Annotated in this window: 8 protein-coding genes; 3 read left to right on the forward strand and 5 right to left on the reverse strand. The window is 65.1% G+C overall.

Going from position 1 to position 18,276, the window contains the following annotated elements:
- Positions 1-94: 94 nt before the first annotated feature.
- From metH to H8F01_RS16855, 3 genes are all read right to left on the reverse strand, one after another.
- Complete coding sequence (gene metH, locus H8F01_RS16845; protein ID WP_187056209.1) at positions 95-2,779, reverse strand: methionine synthase; 2,685 nt, start codon at positions 2,777-2,779, stop codon at positions 95-97.
- A gap of 235 nt (positions 2,780-3,014) precedes the next feature.
- Positions 3,015-4,094, reverse strand: coding sequence for a homocysteine S-methyltransferase family protein (locus tag H8F01_RS16850; protein WP_187056210.1), 1,080 nt, complete (start codon positions 4,092-4,094; stop codon positions 3,015-3,017).
- A gap of 15 nt (positions 4,095-4,109) precedes the next feature.
- Positions 4,110-5,036 (reverse strand): ArsR/SmtB family transcription factor, encoded by a 927-nt coding sequence (locus H8F01_RS16855; protein WP_187056211.1) that lies wholly within the window; start codon positions 5,034-5,036, stop codon positions 4,110-4,112.
- Positions 5,037-5,285: 249 nt separating this feature from the next.
- Between H8F01_RS16855 and H8F01_RS16860 the strand changes: the two genes are divergently transcribed.
- Positions 5,286-6,446, forward strand: coding sequence for an acyl-CoA dehydrogenase family protein (locus H8F01_RS16860; protein ID WP_187056212.1), 1,161 nt, complete (start codon positions 5,286-5,288; stop codon positions 6,444-6,446).
- A gap of 507 nt (positions 6,447-6,953) precedes the next feature.
- Complete coding sequence (locus H8F01_RS16865; RefSeq protein ID WP_187056213.1) at positions 6,954-7,898, forward strand: GGDEF domain-containing protein; 945 nt, start codon at positions 6,954-6,956, stop codon at positions 7,896-7,898.
- Positions 7,899-7,992: 94 nt separating this feature from the next.
- Here H8F01_RS16865 and H8F01_RS16870 read toward each other — a convergent pair whose 3' ends face one another.
- Both H8F01_RS16870 and H8F01_RS16875 read right to left on the reverse strand, forming a co-directional pair.
- The gene (locus H8F01_RS16870) at positions 7,993-11,271 is read right to left on the reverse strand and encodes a multidrug efflux RND transporter permease subunit (RefSeq protein ID WP_187056214.1); all 3,279 of its coding nucleotides are present in this window, start codon (positions 11,269-11,271) and stop codon (positions 7,993-7,995) included.
- A gap of 14 nt (positions 11,272-11,285) precedes the next feature.
- Positions 11,286-12,485: an efflux RND transporter periplasmic adaptor subunit gene (locus H8F01_RS16875; protein WP_187056215.1), complete on the reverse strand. Its 1,200-nt coding sequence runs from the start codon at positions 12,483-12,485 to the stop codon at positions 11,286-11,288.
- 850 nt (positions 12,486-13,335) lie between these two features.
- Here H8F01_RS16875 and H8F01_RS16880 point away from each other — a divergent pair.
- Positions 13,336-18,267 (forward strand): NAD-glutamate dehydrogenase, encoded by a 4,932-nt coding sequence (locus H8F01_RS16880; protein WP_187056216.1) that lies wholly within the window; start codon positions 13,336-13,338, stop codon positions 18,265-18,267.
- Positions 18,268-18,276 lie beyond the last annotated feature (9 nt).

Consider the following 18,276-nt stretch of genomic DNA (forward strand, 5'->3'; position numbering starts at 1 on the left):
TGACGGAGCGCTGCGGTCGCGCACAAGTGCGCTCCTACAAAGAAACGACCACCTTGCAGGAGCGCACTTGTGCGCGACCGGCCTTGCGGCGACCTCAGTCCGGGTCGTAATCCAGGTTCGGCGCCAGCCAGCGTTCGGCTTCCTCGCGCGTCCAGCCCTTGCGCTTGGCGTAGTCGTCGACCTGTTCGCGGGTCAGGCGGCCCACCACGAAGTACTGGCTGTCCGGGTGCGAGAAGTACCAGCCGGACACGGCCGCCGTGGGATACATGGCGAAGCTGTCGGTAAGTTCGATGCCGGCATGGTTCGTAGCATCCAGCAGCCGGAACAGCGTGCCCTTCTCGGTGTGGTCGGGGCAGGCGGGGTAGCCGGGGGCCGGGCGGATGCCGCGGTACTTCTCGTCAATGAGTGACTCGTTGTCCAGCGATTCGGCGGGCGCATAGCCCCAGAACTCGCGGCGCACGCGCTCGTGCAGGCGCTCGGCAAAGGCTTCGGCCAGGCGGTCGGCCAGGGCCTTGAGCAGGATGGCCGAGTAGTCGTCGTGCGACTGCTCGAAGCGGGCCACGTGTTCATCGATGCCGATGCCGGCAGTGACGGCGAAGCCGCCAATCCAGTCCTGCTTGCCGGCGGCCTTGGGCGCGACGAAGTCGGCGAGGCAGAAGTCCGGGCGTTCGACCGGCTTGTCGACCTGCTGGCGCAGGTGGTGCAGGGTGGTCTTCTTGCCGTCGTCAGTGTGCACGACCACGTCGTCGCCGGTGGATGCCGCCGGCCAGAAACCGATCACGGCGCGCGCGGTGAGCCACTTCTCGGCGATCAGCGTGTCCAGCATCGCCTGCGCGTCCTTGAACAGCTCGGTGGCCTGCGGGCCGACGATCTCGTCGGTGAGGATGGCGGGGTAACGGCCGGCCAGTTCCCACGCATTGAAGAACGGCGACCAGTCGATGTACCGGCGCAGTTCGGCCAGGTCGTAGTCGTTGAAGACGGTGATGCCGGGTTTCTTCGGCTGGGGCGGTTCGTAGGCCGCCCAGTCCGTGCTGTAGCGTTGCGCGCGGGCCTTGTCCAGCGGCACCAGCGGCTTGCCGCTGCCACGGTTGCGGTGGCGGTCGCGCACTTCGGCGTATTCGGCCTTCACCTTGGCGATGAAGTTGTCGACCAGCTCCTTGCTCACCAGCGACTGCGCCACGCCCACGGCGCGCGAGGCATCTTTCACCCACACGGTGGGCGACTTGTAGTGCGGCTCGATCTTCAGCGCGGTATGCGCGCGCGAGGTAGTGGCGCCGCCGATCATCAGCGGGATGGTGAAGTTCTGGCGCTGCATTTCGCGCGCCACCTGGCTCATTTCTTCCAGTGACGGCGTGATCAGGCCCGACAGGCCGATGATGTCCGCATTCTCGGCAATGGCGGTTTCCAGGATCTTCTGCGTGGGCACCATCACGCCCAGGTCGACCACGTCGAAGTTGTTGCAGCGGAGTACTACACCGACGATGTTCTTGCCGATGTCGTGCACGTCGCCCTTCACCGTGGCCATGACGATCTTGCCGTTGGATTTGCCGGCATCGCCCGTGCGCGCCTTTTCCTCTTCGATGAAGGGGATGAGGTGGGCCACGGCCTTCTTCATCACACGGGCGGATTTCACCACCTGCGGCAGGAACATCTTGCCGGCGCCGAACAGGTCGCCGACCACGTTCATGCCATCCATCAGCGGGCCTTCGATGACGTCGAGCGGGCGGGTGGATTCCAGGCGGGCCAACTCGGTGTCTTCCACCACGTACTGGTCGATGCCATGCACCAGCGCGTGGCTGAGGCGCGCGCGCACGGGCTTCTCGCGCCAGGCCAGGTTTTCGACGACGACTTCGCCCTTCTTTGCCTTGTAGTTGTCGGCAATCTCCAGCAGGCGCTCGGTAGCATCGCTGCGGCGATTGAGCACCACGTCTTCGACGCGCTCCCGCAGTTCCTCGGGAAGGTCGTCGTAGATCATCAGCGCGCCGGCGTTGACGATGCCCATGTCCATGCCCGCCTTGATGGCGTGGTAGAGGAACACGGAGTGGATGGCCTCGCGCACCACGTTGTTGCCGCGGAACGAGAACGACACGTTCGACACGCCGCCGGAGACATGCGTATCGGGGAAGCGGCGCTTGATTTCGCGGGTGGCTTCGATGAAGTCCACCGCGTAGTTGTTGTGTTCCTCGATGCCGGTGGCGATGGCAAAGATGTTCGGATCGAAAATGATGTCTTCGGGCGGAAAATCGAGTCGGGTGGTGAGCAGTTCGTAGGCGCGTGAACAGATCTCCACCTTGCGTTCGCAGGTGTCGGCCTGACCCTGTTCGTCGAACGCCATGACCACCACGGCGGCGCCGTACTGCTGCACCTTGCGCGCGTGCTCCAGGAACAGGTCCTCGCCTTCCTTCATGGAGATGGAGTTGACGATGCCCTTGCCTTGCAGGCAGCGCAGGCCCGCTTCGATCACGGTCCACTTGGACGAATCCACCATCACCGGCACACGGGCGATGTCCGGCTCGGCCGCGATCAGGTTGAGGAAGCGCGTCATGGCCGCTTCCGAATCGATCAGGCCTTCGTCCATGTTCACGTCGATGATCTGCGCGCCGCTGGCTACCTGCTGGCGCGCGACATCCACCGCTTCCTCGTAGCGATCTTCCTTGATGAGCTTGCGGAATTGCGCGGAGCCGGTGACGTTGGTGCGTTCGCCGACGTTGACGAAGAGCAGGTCGGGCGTGATGACCAGCGGTTCAAGGCCGGAGAGTCGGGTGTGGCGGGGCATCATGCGGTTTCCGCCTCTCCGTGTTGGGGAGAGGATTGGGTAAGGAAGATCTGGAGTGTCGGATGGCGATATTTGTCCTCACCGTCATTCCCGCGAAAGCGGGAATCCAGCGTCTTTCGCCTTTGCCAGCACACTGCGAAGAGCAAAGGCACGGGATTCCCGCCTCCGCGGGAATGACGGTGAGGAAGACCAGGCGCTGCGTTGTTGCTGGCTTGACTGGAAGCCACGTCGTACTGCATTACGCCGCAACCTGCGCTTCGCCCGGAAGCACGCGCGGCGTGACATCGCGCACCGCTTCCGCAATCGCCTTGATATGCGCCGGCGTGGTGCCGCAGCAGCCGCCCACCAGGTTGAGCAGGCCATCGCGGGCGAAGCCGCCGATCACGGCAGCCATCTGCTCCGGCGTTTCATCGTACTCACCGAAGGCGTTGGGCAGTCCGGCGTTGGGATGGGTGCTGACGAAGCAGGTGGCGGTGTTGGCGAGCACCTGCACGTGCGGGCGCAGGTCTGCCGCGCCCAGTGCGCAGTTGAGGCCTACGGAAATCGGGCGCGCGTGCTGCACGGAGTAGTAGAACGCTTCGGCCGTCTGGCCGGAAAGCGTGCGGCCGGAGCGGTCGGTGATGGTGCCGGAGATCATCACCGGCAGACGCGCGCCACGCTCGCGGAACAGTTCGCTGATGGCGAACAGCGCGGCCTTCGCGTTGAGCGTGTCGAAGATGGTTTCCACCATGATGATGTCAGCGCCACCATCCACCAGGCCGGCAGTGGCTTCGGTGTAGTTGGATACCAGTTCTTCGAAGGTGACGTTGCGAAAGCCGGGGTCGTTCACGTCCGGCGACAGCGAGGCGGTGCGGCTGGTGGGACCGAGCACGCCGATGACAAAGCGGGGCTTGTCGGGCGTTTTCGCTTCGAATGCGTCGCACGCGGCGCGAGCCAGGCGTGCGCCTTCCCGGTTCAGCTCGTACGCCAGGTGTTCCAGGTGATAGTCCGCCTGGCTGATGCGCGTGGAGTTGAAGGTGTTGGTTTCGACCAGATCCGCGCCGGCCTCCAGATAGGCCTCGTGCACGCCACGAATGATGTCTGGCGTGGTCAGCGTGAGCAGGTCGTTGTTGCCCTTGAGGTCGCAGCTGCCCGGGTGGTCGTGCGCGTGCGCGCTGTCGTGGCCGTCCACGAAGCGTTCGCCGCGGAACGCGGTTTCATCCAGCTGGTGGCCTTGCAGCATGGTGCCCATGCCGCCGTCGATGATCAGGATGCGTTCGCGCAGGCCCTTTTCGAGAAGGGCAACGCGGTCGGGGTGCAGCCAGGGGAGGGTGCTCATGGGGGATTCCTCTCGTTACGGCTTGCGCGCCAGCAGGCTGATCACTTCAAAGTGCGGTGCCTTGCGTTCGCGGCTCAGGCGCGTACAGCTCAACGCGTCCAGGCCGGCCTTCTGGGCATAGCCGGTCAACTCGTCGTGGGAGAAGCCGAGGTTGCGGTGATCGAACGGCTCCACCACGGCACGGTGGTTGTGTTTGCCCAGCGTCACGGCCAGCAGGCGACCGCCGCTACGCAGCACGCGCGCCGCTTCGGCGACGGCCTTTGCCGGGTGTTCGGCGTAGGTGAGGGCGTGCAGCATCAGCACAAGATCAAAACGACGTTCGCCCAGGTCGAGTGCATGCATGTCGCCCTGGCGTACTTCGACGTTGGTGAACGGCTTGAGGCGTTGCGAGGCGGCTTCCACCACGCGTTCGCTGCTGTCCACGCAGACAATGGAATGCGCGTGCGGCGCCAGCAGTTCGGCGGTGATGCCGTCGCCGGAGGCGATATCCAGCACGTCGCCGGTTTCCAGCAGCTGCAGCAGCGAGCGGGCCAGGGTTTCCCAGGTGCGGCCGGGCGAATAGTGGCGCTCCATGTCGCCGGCCACGGTGTCGGCCCAGCCTTCTTCGCTGGCGCGCTGGGCGAGCACGCCCGGCAGGCGCTCGGCGTCTTCGCGCAGCAGCGCGTCGTCGATGTTCTCGCGCAGGGACTTCAGCAGCACCTGCAGGTATTCGTCGGTTTCGCCATTGGCCCGGTAGTAGGCGGACACGCCGGCGCGGCGGTCGCGAACCAGTTCGGCTTCCTTGAGCTTGGCCAGGTGGGTGGACACGCGCGGCTGCGCCAGGTGGAGCACGGCGGCCAGCTCGGCCACGGTCAGTTCCTCGCGCTCGAGCAGGGCGAGCAGGCGCACACGGGTGGGGTCCGCCAGCAGGCGCAGCACGCTGGAGGCGGTAGCCAGGTCCATGGGTATCCTTATATCGCGATGCAGAGATACATAAGGCTAGGCCCGGGCGGGCAGGGCGTCAAGTCGAAGGTGTTCCGTCTATGTAGGAGCGCACCCTGTGCGCGACCGATACAGCGCGGGGACCCGGTCGCGCACAGGGTGCGCTCCTACAAGCGGCGGGCGGAAGCGGGCCTTGCTGCACCCGCACAGAGGTCTTGGCGCGGGCCGGGCTAAAATTGAGGGCTTCCCTGATCCCCCTTGGAGCCTTTCATGGATTTCCGCTTTACCGACGACCAGCTGTCCATCCAGGCCATTGCCCGCGACTTTGCGCAGAAGCGCATTGCGCCGGTGGCGGCTGAGCTGGACGAGAAGGGGGAATTCCCGCTCGACAACATCCGCGAGATGGGTCAGCTGGGCCTGATGGGCATCGAGGTGCCCACCGAGTACGGCGGCGCGGGCATGGATCCGATTGCCTACGTGCTGGCGATGATCGAGATCGCCTCGGCCGACGCCGCCACGGCGACCATCATGTCGGTCAACAACTCGCTGTTCTGCACCGGCATCCTCAAGCACGGCAATGAAGAGCAGAAGCAGAAGTACGTGCGAGCCATCGCGCAGGGCGAGGCCATTGGCGCGTACGCACTGACCGAGCCGCAGTCCGGTTCGGACGCCTCGGCCATGCATACCCGTGCGACGAAGAATGCCAACGGTGACTGGGTCATCAACGGCAAGAAGAGCTGGATCACCTCCGGCATGGTGGCGCGCTACATCATCCTGTTCGCCATCACCACGCCGGGCATCGGCGCCAAGGGCGTGTCGGCTTTCATCATTGACACGCAGCTGCCGGGTTTCCACGCCGGCAAGAGCGAGCCCAAGCTGGGCATCCGCGCTTCGGCCACCTGCGAAATCGAATTCAGCGATTACGTGTGCCCGAAGGAAAACCTGCTGGGCGAAGAGGGCAAGGGCTTTGCCATGGGCATGAGCCTGCTCGATGCGGGCCGCATCGGCATCGCTTCGCAGGCCGTGGGCATTGCGCGCGCGGCGTACGAGGCTTCGGTGCAGTGGTCGCGTGACCGCAAGGCATTCGGCCAGCCGATCGGCACGTTTCAGATGACGCAGGCCAAGATCGCCGACATGAAGTGCAAGCTCGACGCCGCCATGCTGCTCACGCTGCGTGCCGCGTGGACCAAGGGCGAGGTGGAGAAGCATGGCGGCCGCTTCGGCACCGAAGCGTCCATGGCCAAGTTGATGGCGTCCGAAGCGGCCATGTGGATTTCGCACCAGGCGGTGCAGATCCACGGTGGCATGGGCTACTCCAGGGAAATGCCGCTGGAACGCTACTTCCGCGATGCCAAGATCACCGAGATCTACGAGGGCACCAGCGAGATCCAGCGCATCGTGATTGCCCGCGCGGAAACGGGCCTGCGCTGAGCGTTGGTCGGAAAGCCCCCGGCTCGTGCCGGGGGCTTTTTTATGGATGCCGTGCCAACGGCACTGCCTTTTGTGGGAGCGCACCCTGTGCGTGACGGCTCTGTGCCCGGCCGTCGCGCACAGGGTGCGCTCCTGCAGGTGCGACAAAGCGTTGGTTGACGACCGTCAGGCAATCGCAAATACTTGCGATCAGCCACAGGACTGGCGCTCCCTCCAGCCACGGACGGCCCTCTTTTTCCTGCTGCCGGCGGCGTTTATCGTCGCCGGCGGCAGTTTTTTTGCCTGACGGCACCACGCGCCGAGGCGACCCACGCAGGCCCGCCAAGGCACGTCGGGAACTGACCGAACGCGGCCATATCGATGGCCCGATGGCGGTCTCACCAAGTCACGAGGAAGGGCGGGCCGCTGCCCGCACAGCGGTTTTCCGCGAGTCCGGCCGCCCCGACGGTGCGCGGCACGATGGTTGCTTCGTGACACGGATCCCAAGCCACGCGCCACGAGCCGCCCATGTCAGACGTCGTCGAGAAGCTGGAAGAAGAAAGCATGGTCTACAAGACCCTGCTGGAGTCCACCAAGGCCATTCCCTGGCGCATCCAGTGGGACAGCCTGTCGTTTTCCTATATTGGCCCGCAGATCGAGGAATTGCTGGGCTGGGCGCCGGACAGCTGGGTCAGCGTGCAGGACTGGGCCGAGCGCATCCACCCGGAAGACCGCGACTGGGCGGTGAACTTCTGCGTGGCCCAGTCCAAGGCCGGCGTCGACCACGAGGCCGACTATCGCGCGCTGTGCAAGGACGGCAGCTACGTGTGGATCCGCGACGTAGTGCATGTGGTGCGCAAGAACGACGGCAGCGTGGATGCACTGGTCGGTTTCATGTTCGACATCAGCGAGCGCAAGCGCACCGAGCAGCGCCTGATGGAACTGCAGCGGGAGCTGGAAACCCTGTCCTTCAAGGACGGCCTCACCGGCATCGCCAACCGTCGCCGTTTCGACACCGTGTTCCAGGAAGAGTGGGATGGTGCCCGGCGCAGCGGACGCCCTTTGTCCCTGCTCATGCTCGATATCGATTACTTCAAGCAATACAACGACCACTACGGCCACGTGCAGGGTGATTACTGCCTGAAGGTGGTGGCCAAGACGCTGGAGAAGGCCGTGCGCGGCCCGCGTGATTTCCTGGCTCGCTTCGGTGGCGAAGAGTTCGTGCTGGTGCTGCCGGACACGGATGCCGCCACCGCGGCACAGGTGGCGGAGCGTTGCCACGAATTCATTCGCGGCGAGTGGATTCCGCACGAGCGCTCGATGGCCGGCATGGCGTTGAGCATGAGCATTGGCGCGGGCACCGTGGTGCCGATGCAGAACGACGAGCGCCAGGCCTTCCTTGAACTGGTCGACCGCCGGCTGTACTCGGCCAAGGTGCGCGGCCGCAACACCACGGTCAGCGGCGAGCAGTGAGCCGGGCGCTCGCCGTTCCGGCGAGCCATCCGCACAAAGAAAAAGCCCCGGTCTCGCGACCGGGGCTTTTTGTTCAACGACCGGTGGACCCGGATTACGCGCCGCGGCGCGGATCCGAATCGAACGGCTGCATCGGGCCCTGCGTGGTGCCGCCACCGCCCTGCGGCGGGGTGCCGCCGTGGCTGTCTTCGGCAGCGCTGCCATGGGCCTGGCGGATGGTGTTCGATGCCTCATCCAGCTTGTCGCCGAGTAGGCGACGCACCGTCACGTAGAACACCGGGATCAGCAGCAGACCCAGGAACGTGGCGAAGAACATGCCGCCGATCACGCCCGTACCGATGGAGTGACGGGAGTTGGCGCCGGCGCCGGTCGAGATGGCCAGCGGGAACACGCCCAGGATGAACGCCATCGAGGTCATCAGGATCGGGCGCAGTCGCAGGCGGGATGCCGTGACCACCGACTGGAACAACGAGTGCCCAGCCTGCTGCTGCTCCACTGCGAACTCCACGATCAGAATCGCGTTCTTCGCTGCCAGACCGATCACCGTGATCAGGCCGATCTTGAAGTACATGTCGTTCGGCAGGCCGCGCAACATCGAGAACACGACCGTACCCAGCAGACCCAGCGGCACCACCAGCAGCACGGCGACCGGAATCGACCAGCTCTCGTACAGTGCGGCAAGGCAAAGGAACACGATCACGATCGACAGCACCATCAACAGCGTTGCCGAGTTGCCGGCCAGGATTTCCTGGTACGACTGACCCGTCCAGTCCGCGCCGTAGCCCTTGGGCAGGTCGTTGTCCACGATGCCCTGCAGGGCGCTCATGGCCTGACCGGTGGAGAAGCCCGGCGCTTCGTTACCGACGATTTCCACGGCGGCGTAGCCGTTGTAGCGGGTAAGGGCAGGGGAGCCCATATCCCAGTTGGTCTTCACCACGCTGGAAACCGGGATCATGTTGTACGGGTTGACCGTGGACGCATACGTCGACGTGGACGCACTACCCGAGGACAGGCTGCTGGGCGTGTAGATGTGCTGCAACGCATCCGGGCCCATGCGGTAGGCCTGGTCCGCCTGCAGGTACACGCGCTTCACGCGGCCGGCATAGACGAAGTCGTTGACATACACCGGCGCCAGCATCAGCTGGATGGCGGTGTACACATCGCTCACCGACATGCCCATGGCCTGAGCCTGCACGCGGTCCACCTTCAGGTCCCACTGCGGCGCATCGGGCAGCGAGTTCGGGCGCACGCCGAACAGTGCCTTGTTGCCGGCGGCCTTGCCCACCACGGTCGCCATGGCCTGCATCAGCTCGCCATGCGACTGGCCGGCGCGGGCCTGCAGGTACATGTCGATACCGCCGAACTGGCTGAGGCCACGGATGGTCGGCAGGTTCACCACGAAGATCTGCGCATCGCGGATGCCGTGGAACACGCCGTTGGCCTTCATGATCAGCTCGTCGGCGGTGATGTCGCGCTCCTTCCAGTCCTTCAACTTGATGAAGGCCATGCCGGTGCTTTCGCTCTGGCCGATGAAGCTGAAGCCGCTGATCTGGTACATGCCGACGACGTCGTCGTTGAGCGGACTCTTCTTGAGGCGCTCACGCATCTCGGCCATCACCTCCTGCGTGCGGTGCAGGGTGGCACCCGGCGGCAGGTTGACGATGGCGAGGGCAAAGCCCTGGTCTTCGTTGGGCACGAAGCTGGTCGGCAGGCGCGTGTACAACAGGCCGGCCAGGCCAGCAACCAGCACGAACACCAGCATCCAGCGGGGCGCATGGCGAGCTGCGCTGCCGATGTGACCGCTGTAGGTGTGCGTGACCTTGTCGAAGATGTTGTTGAAGCCGCGGTAGATGACGTTCTTTTTGTGCTCGTGCGTCGGCTTCAGGATGGTGGCGCACAGCGCCGGCGTGAACGACAGTGCAAGGAACGCCGAGAAGCCCATCGACACGGCAATGGTCAGCGCGAACTGCTTGTAGATCACGCCCGAGGCGCCCGGCTGCAAGGCCGAGGGCACGAACACCGCCGCGAGCACCACGGTAATGGCCACCACTGCACCGGTGATCTGGCCCATCGCCTTGCGCGTGGCTTCCTTCGGCGACAGACCTTCCTCGGTCATGATGCGCTCGACGTTCTCGATCACCACGATCGCGTCGTCCACCACGATACCGATGGCCAGCACCATGCCGAACAGGGTCAGCTGGTTGATGGTGAAGCCCAGGGCCACCAGGCCGATGAAGGTACCCAGCAGCGCCACCGGGATCACTAGGGTGGGGATCACCGTGGCACGGAAGTTCTGCAGGAAGATCAGCATCACCAGGAAGACCAGGATGATGGCCTCCACCAGCGTGTGCACCACTTCCTCGATGGAGATCTTCACGAACGGGGTGGTGTCGTACGGTGCGAACCAGGTGACGCCTTCGGGGAAGTCCCTCGAAAGCTCGGCCATCTTGGCCTTCACCGCATCGGCTACGTCGAGCGCGTTGGCGCCCGGCAGCAGCTGCACGCCCAGGCCGCCCACCTGCTGACCATTCCACGTGGCGGCCAGGCCGTAGCTCTGCGGACCGAAGTCGATGCGGGCCACGTCGCTCAGCTTGACCACGGTGCCGTCGTTGTTGGCGCGCAGGATGATGGCGCCGAACTCCTCAGGCGTGGAGAAACGACCCTCGGCGGACACCGTGGCGGTAAAGCCCTGGTCCTTCGGGGACGGGTCGGCGCCCAGCGAGCCGGCGGCGAACTGCACGTTCTGCGCCGCCACGGCGGCGACGACCTGGTTGGCGGCAAGGCCATAGCCCTGCATCTTGTCCGGGTTCAGCCAGATGCGCACGCCGTACTCGGCGCCGATCAGGCGGGTGGCGCCCACGCCGGGGATACGGCCAACCTGATCGGCGACCTGCGAGGCGATGATGTCGGCCAGGCGATTGCCATCGATGTCCGGGTTGCTGGACACCAGTGACACGAACATCAGGAAGTCAGGGTTGCTCTTGGCCACCACCACGCCCTGCTGGGTCACGGCGGTAGGCAGGCGCGGCTGGGCCAGCTGCACCTTGTTCTGCACCTGCACCTGGGCGATGTCCGGGTCGGTACCCGTTTCGAAGCTCAGTGTGATCGTGGTGGTGCCGTTGGAGTTCGACGACGAGCTGAAGTACAGCAGGTGGTCGATACCCGTCAGCTGCTGCTCGATCACCTGGGTGACGTTCTTCTCCATCGTGTCGGCGTTGGCGCCGGGATAGGTCGCCGACACCACCACCTGCGGAGGCGCGATGTTCGGGTACGACTCGATACCCATGTTCAACACGGAGATGGCGCCCACCAGAGTGATCAGGATGGCTACCACCCACGCGAAGATGGGGCGGTCAATAAAGAAACTCGGCATCTCAGTAGGCTCCCTTACTGCTTACCGGCCGGAGCCGGTTGCCCCTGCGCGCCGTTCTTCGGGCCCGGCTGCCACGGCGTGGCCTTGGCCGGCTTGCCGGGCTGCACCGTCTGCAGGCCGGACACGATCACCTGGTCGCCTGAGCTCAGGCCACTGGTGACGATCCAATTGCCGCCGCCCAGGTTCTCCGCGGCGACGTTCTTGCGTGCGACGTTGCCGTCGGCGCCGACCACCAGCGAATAGGCGCCTGTCACATCGCGCAGCACGCCTTCCTGCGGGATCAGGAACACGTTGTGCTGCTCGCCGAGGTTGGCCGTGAGGGTGACGTAGGTGCCCGGCAGCAGGCGGCGCTGCGGGTTGGCCAGCTGGGCGCGCAGGTTCACCGCACCGGTGGTGGGGTCCACCGTGGCGCCGGAGAAGTCCAGCACGCCGTTCTGGTCGTACTTGCTGCCATCGGGCAGGGTGACCTTGATCGAGGTCTTGCCCTGGTCCGACAGCGATACGTTGCCGGCGGACTGTGCGGCGCGCAGGCGATCCAGGTCGGCGGAGCTGACGGTGAAGTTCACGTACAGCGGATCGAGCTGGTCCACCGTGGTCAGCAGGGTCGAGCTGGAGCCGGTATCGGCGGCGCCGGCGCCGACGATGGCGCCTTCGGTGACCTGCTGCTGGCCGGCGCGGCCATCGATGGGCGAGGTCACGCGGGTGTAGCCGAGGTTGATCTTGGCGCTTTCCACCGCTGCCTGCAGCTGCTTCACGGATGCGGCGCTGCTGCGCTCGTTGGCCTCGGCAGCATCCAGGTCGGACTGCGAGATGTAGTTCTGCGGGCGCAGCTTGCGATAGCGGTCAGCCACGTTGTGGTAGTTCACATAGGTCGCCTGGCCGGCGGCCAGGTTGGCCTGGGCCGAGCTCAGCGCGGCCTGGTACACGGCCGGGTCGATCTCGAACAGGACCTGGCCCTGCTTCACGTCGGTGCCTTCCTGATAGACGCGCTTGAGCAGCACGCCCGCGACGCGCGCACGCACGTCGGCGCTGCGATAGGCGGACACGCGGCCCACCAGGTCCTTGGTCAGCGGCGTGCTCTGCGACTGGGCCTTCACCACACCAACTTCCGGCGGAGGCATCTGCGCGGGGCCTTGTTCCTTGCCTTTACCACAGGCGGCCAGGGAGAGCAGGCCAAGGCACAGCAGGGGTGTGCGCAATGACGTGGACTTCATGTGGGCTCCAATCTCTATTTTTAATGTGGTCGGGGGATGCAGCACGCCGACGCCTCTCCGGGCGGCGGCAAATGGGGCTTGCGACGAACACACAGCGGCCCCGCAAGTCCTGGGGCGCCGTGCAGGCAGACTCAGGATGGCGGGGCCCGGAAGCCGTGGCTCGTTCAGGCAATCGAGCTAAGACTATACCGTACAGTTTACAATTTGTAGAGCCACCCCCGGTGCGCCGTGGGGCCTTGCAAGGGCCGAGGGGACACGAGTCGCGGGCTTGGTGAGAACAGGTTCCTGTACCCCGTAGCGGGTCATAGGGCACTAATGTTGGCTGAATTCCGTGAAGGAAGGGTGTCGGCGTCCGGAAACGGCATGGGCCCCGCGCCCATGGTGCCAGCCGGTCGTGACCAAACGCCTGTGCCGATGGTCCGGTTGTATCCGGCGGCCAGCTGTTGGCAACGACAACAGGGGTACCCGGAAGGGGACGGGCAGGATTTCGCGGCCTCGGGAATCGATGTTGTCTGCACCGTTTTTCATCTGTTGCGATGCAACGTTTTGCGGACGGAACGCCCGCGACATACGCACGGGTACTGCATCGCCCGCTCCGCAGCGGGTGCGCCGCGCAATGTCGGCAACACACGAGCGCGACAAGTTTTTCAAACGGTGCGCGCGCATCCCGGTTGCCGCAGGTTGTCACGGCAGCATGGCGGAAACACCCCCGCTCATCTTTGCTGCACAGGCGTCATGGCCTGCCGCTAGCTGAAGTGCAGCGTTTGCAGAGGTGGATTAGGCATGACGCGAGGCGTATCCTTTTGAGGCTTTTTTAGCCTCATTCCGTCTCCCCAACACAGTAGATGCCATGAACGCGATTCGTGCGGCTAGCAACAGCTCTCTCCCCACAGCTGTTCTTGAAGAATTGAAGCAAAGCGGACTCACCCAGCGCCTTGATGAGGCGCAATTTTTTATCAGCGCTTTCTTCTCGCGCATCTCCGACGGCGATCTTGAACTGCACACCGCCCGCGAATGGGCCGTGCTGATCGCCGACCTCCTCCATTTCATGCAGCAGCGCCAGCCGGGCCGTGCCTCGGTGCGCGTGGTCAGCCCGGCCACGGGCCACGCTGGCCGCAGCTATATCGAAGTCGTCACCGACGACATGCCCTTCCTGGTCGACACCGTCACCATGGTGGCCGCCGAGCACCTGCAGATCCATGCGGTGATCCACCCGGTGGTGGAGGTTTCCCGTGATGCCTCCGGCAAGCTGCTGAAGATCGGCGCCGCCGACGGCCAGCCGGAATCGGTCATGCACTTCGAAGTCGATCGCGTGGCGAACGACGAAGAGGCTGCCAAGCTCGCCTCCCGCCTTGAAGGCGCGCTGGAAGACGTGCGCGTGGTCGTGGCCGACTGGCCGAAGATGCGCGACCAGGCGCTGGCCATCGCCGATGACCTGCCGTCGCGCCAGCTGCCGCTGGATGCCGCGTCGGTGAAGGAAGCCGCGGAATTCCTGCGCTGGCTGGCCGACGACAACTTCACCTTCCTCGGTTACCGCGAATACGAAGTGACCGAGTCCGATGGCGAGGAAGTGCTGCGTGCGAACGAAGGTTCGGGCGCGGGCATCCTGCACAAGAGCGAGCGCTCGCTGGCGCCGCGTTCGCTGCGCTCGCTGGTCGCCAGCGACCTGCCGCAGTCCGGCTCCACCGATGCCATCATCCTCACCAAGACCAATGCGCGCTCGCATGCGCACCGCCCGGGCTACATGGATTACGTGGGCGTGCTCAAGTTTGACGCCAAGGGCAAGCCGGTGGCCGAGCAGCGCTTCCTGGGCCTGTTCTCTTCCAATGCCTATATGGCCCGTCCGCAGGACGTGCCGCTGGTGCGCCAGAAGTTCGAGTACGCCATGGAGCGCTCGGGCCTGAAGCGCGATTCGCATTCGGGCAAGGCACTGCGCCACATCCTGGAAACCCTGCCGCGCGACGAGCTGTTCCAGAGCAGCGACGAAGAGCTGTTCAACACGGCGATGGGTACGCTGGAACTGCGTCAGCGCGCCCGCACGCGGATCTTCGTGCGTCGCGACCGCTATGGCCGTTTCGTCACCTGCATCGTCTACGTGCCGCGCGAACGCTTCAACACCACGGTGCGCGAGCGCATCGAATCCATGTTGAAGGACTCCATGCGCGGCGAGAGCCTGGATTCGTCCGTGCTGATGGGCGAAGCCGCGCTGGTGCGCCTGCATGTGGTGGTGCGCCCGAAGATCGGCGACCAGGTGCAGTACGACACGGCCGAGCTGGAGAAGGGCGTGGCCGCCATCGTGCGCAACTGGCACGACGACGTGCGCGACGAGCTGGTACGCAACCTGGGCGACCATGACGGCGTGGTGCTGGCCAACCGTTACGCCAAGGCCATGCCGGCCGGCTACATGGAAGACGTCACCCCGGCGGTGGCCGCGACAGACGTGCACCAGCTATCCCTGCTGAAGGGTGACGACGCGGTGCGCATGTCGTTCTATCACCCGGCCTCGCGTCCGGAAGAACTGCGCTTCAAGATTTACCGCAGCGGCGGCGACATTGCCCTGTCCGAAGTGCTGCCGCAGCTGGAGAATCTCGGCCTGCGCGTGCTCACCGAGCACCTGTACGACATCAATGTCGGCGGCACCCAGCTCTACATCCAGGAATTCGAAGTGCAGACCGCCGGCAGCCTCGCTTTCAGCGTGGAGCAGGTGGGCACGCTGTTCGAGGATGCCTTCGAGCAGATCTGGCGTGGCCACGCCGAAAACGACGGCTTCAACCGCCTCGTGCTCGGCGCCAAGCTCAACTGGCGCCAGATCGCCATGCTTCGCGGCTACTGCAAGTACCTGCTGCAGAGCGGCGTGGCCTTCTCGCAGGCCTACATGGAAGACGCCTTCAACCGCTACCCGGCCATCGCCGGCCTGCTGGTGGAGATGTTCCTGGCCAAGTTCGATCCGCGCCGCGAAACGCTGTCGGCCGACGAACTCAAGCGTGCCGGCGACCTGCTGCGCGACGAAATGCAGGTGCTGATCCCCGAGTCGCTGCGCCATGCGCATCCGGCCCTCATCGACGGCCTGGTCGGTGCGCTGTCCAAGCCGCGCGCCGAGCAGATCACGATCATCGAGGAGGCCATCGGCACGTTGCTGGAGACTGTCTCCAGCCTCGACGACGACCGCATCCTGCGCAGCTTCATCGCGCTGATCCGTGGCACGCTGCGTACCAGCTTCTTCCAGCAGTGGAACGACCAGTACCGCAGCTACATCAGCTTCAAGTTCGACTCGCACCAGGTGCCCGACCTGCCCAAGCCCGTGCCGTACCGCGAAATCTTCGTGTGTGCGCCGCGCGTGGAAGGCATCCACCTGCGCTTCGGCCCGGTGGCCCGTGGTGGCCTGCGCTGGTCTGATCGCCGCGAAGATTTCCGCACCGAAGTGCTGGGCCTGGTGAAGGCGCAGATGGTGAAGAACACCGTGATCGTGCCGGTGGGCTCGAAGGGCGGTTTCTACGTGAAGCGTCCGCCCATCAACGGCGACCGCGATGCGCAGCTGGCCGAGGGCATTGCCTGCTACCGCATGTTCATCAGCGGCCTGCTGGACATCACCGACAACCTGATCGAAGGCAAGGTGGTGCCGCCGCACGACGTCGTGCGCCATGACAACGACGACCCGTACCTGGTGGTTGCCGCCGACAAGGGCACCGCGACGTTCTCCGACATCGCCAACGCCATTTCGGTCGAGCACGGCTTCTGGCTGGGCGACGCGTTCGCGTCGGGCGGCTCGAACGGCTACGACCACAAGGGCATGGGCATCACCGCCAAGGGTGCGTGGGAATCGGTCAAGCGCCACTTCCGCGCGCTGGGTCGCGACAGCCAGTCGCAGGACTTCACCTGCGCGGGCATCGGCGACATGTCCGGCGACGTGTTCGGCAACGGCATGCTGTTGTCGCGTCACATCAAGCTGGTGGCCGCGTTCGACCATCGCCACATCTTCCTCGACCCGACGCCGGACGTGGAGCGTTCGTTCGTGGAACGTGAGCGCATGTTCAAGCTGCCGCGCTCGAGCTGGGACGACTACAACAAGTCGCTGATCTCCGCCGGTGGCGGCGTGTACCCGCGTACGCTGAAGTCGATCCCGGTGTCGCCGGAAGTGCGCGCGGTGCTCGGCCTGAAGCCGGAAATCACCCAGCTGCCGCCGAACGAGCTGCTCAGCGCCATCCTCAAGGCTCCGGTGGACCTGCTGTGGAACGGCGGCATCGGCACCTACGTGAAGTCCAGCGCCGAAACGCATGCCGACGTGGGCGACCGCGCCAACAACGGCCTGCGCGTCAATGGTGCGGAACTGCGCTGCAAGGTGATCGGCGAGGGCGGCAACCTGGGCTTTACCCAGAAGGGCCGCATCGAGGCTGCGCAGCACGGCGTGCTGCTCAACACCGACTTCATCGACAACTCCGCTGGCGTGGACACCTCCGACCACGAGGTGAACATCAAGATCCTGCTGGGTGATGCCGTGCAGCGCAACGAGCTCACGCTCGACCAGCGCAACACGCTGCTCGCCAGCATGACCGACGAAGTGGGCCAGCTGGTGCTGTGGGACAACTACCGCCAGAACCAGGCCATTACCTTGATGGAGCACCAGTCGGTGCACCGCATCGGCTCGATGGCGCACTTCATCCGGCAGCTGGAATCGGAAGGCCTGCTCGATCGCCAGGTGGAAAACCTGCCGAGCGAAGCGGAGCTGACCGAGCGCAAGACGCGTGGCATCGGCATGACGCGTCCGGAACTGTCGGTGTTGCTGTCGTACGACAAGATCAAGCTGTTCCAGCAGCTGCTCGACTCGGACGTGCCGGAAGATCCGTACCTCTCCAAGGAGCTGGTGCGCTACTTCCCGGAACCGCTGCATTCGAAGTATGCCGATCACATGCAGCGCCATCGCCTGAAGCGCGAAATCATCGCTACGGCCGTGACCAACTCCACCATCAACCGCATGGGCGCCACCTTCATGATGCGCATGCAGGAAGACACGGGGCAGGGGCCGGCGGCCATCGCCAAGGCCTATACCGCCGCGCGTGAAATCCTCGATGCGCGCGAGCTGTGGGCGCAGGTGGAAGCGCTGGACGGCAAGGTGGCGGAAGCCACCCAGATCGACGCCATCCTGCAGATCTGGTCGTTGCTGCGTCACACCACGCGCTGGTTGCTGAACCGCCCGGGCGGCACGCTGGAAATCGCCGCCAACGTGGAGCGTTACCAGGCCGGTGTCACCGAGCTGCGCGCGGGCCTGCCGACCGTGCTCACCGAGACGGGCAAGCAGGAGTTCGCCACCAGCCAGGAGAAGTGGGAAGGCCTCGGCATGCCGGGTGAACTCGCCCTGCGCCTGGCCCGCCTGCCGGAACTGCGCGCCATGCTCGACATTGTCGAAGTGGCACAGCAGAGCGGCCAGCCCATCGCCAAGGTGGCAAGCGTGTTCTACGAACTGGGTGAGTCGCTGGACCTGGAATGGCTGCGCAGCCAGATCGAGGCGCTGCCGGTGGAGGGTGCATGGCATGCGCAGGCACGCGGTTCGCTGCTGGACGAGCTGAACCACCAGCATCGTGCGCTGGCCCTGCAGGTGCTGTCGCTGACGGGTGCCTCGAAGGAGATCTCGCCGGTGCAGGCATGGCTGCAGCGTGACGACGCCACGCTGAAGTACACGCGCAACATGCTGGCGGAAATCCTCACGCAGAACGCGGACTACCCGATCGCTTCGGTCGCCGTCCGTCGCCTGGCCCAGCTGGCACAGGTGCCGGTGACCCAGTAAGCGCGGGGC

It is taken from the genome of Dyella telluris (genome assembly GCF_014297575.1).
GTDB lineage: Bacteria > Pseudomonadota > Gammaproteobacteria > Xanthomonadales > Rhodanobacteraceae > Dyella > Dyella telluris.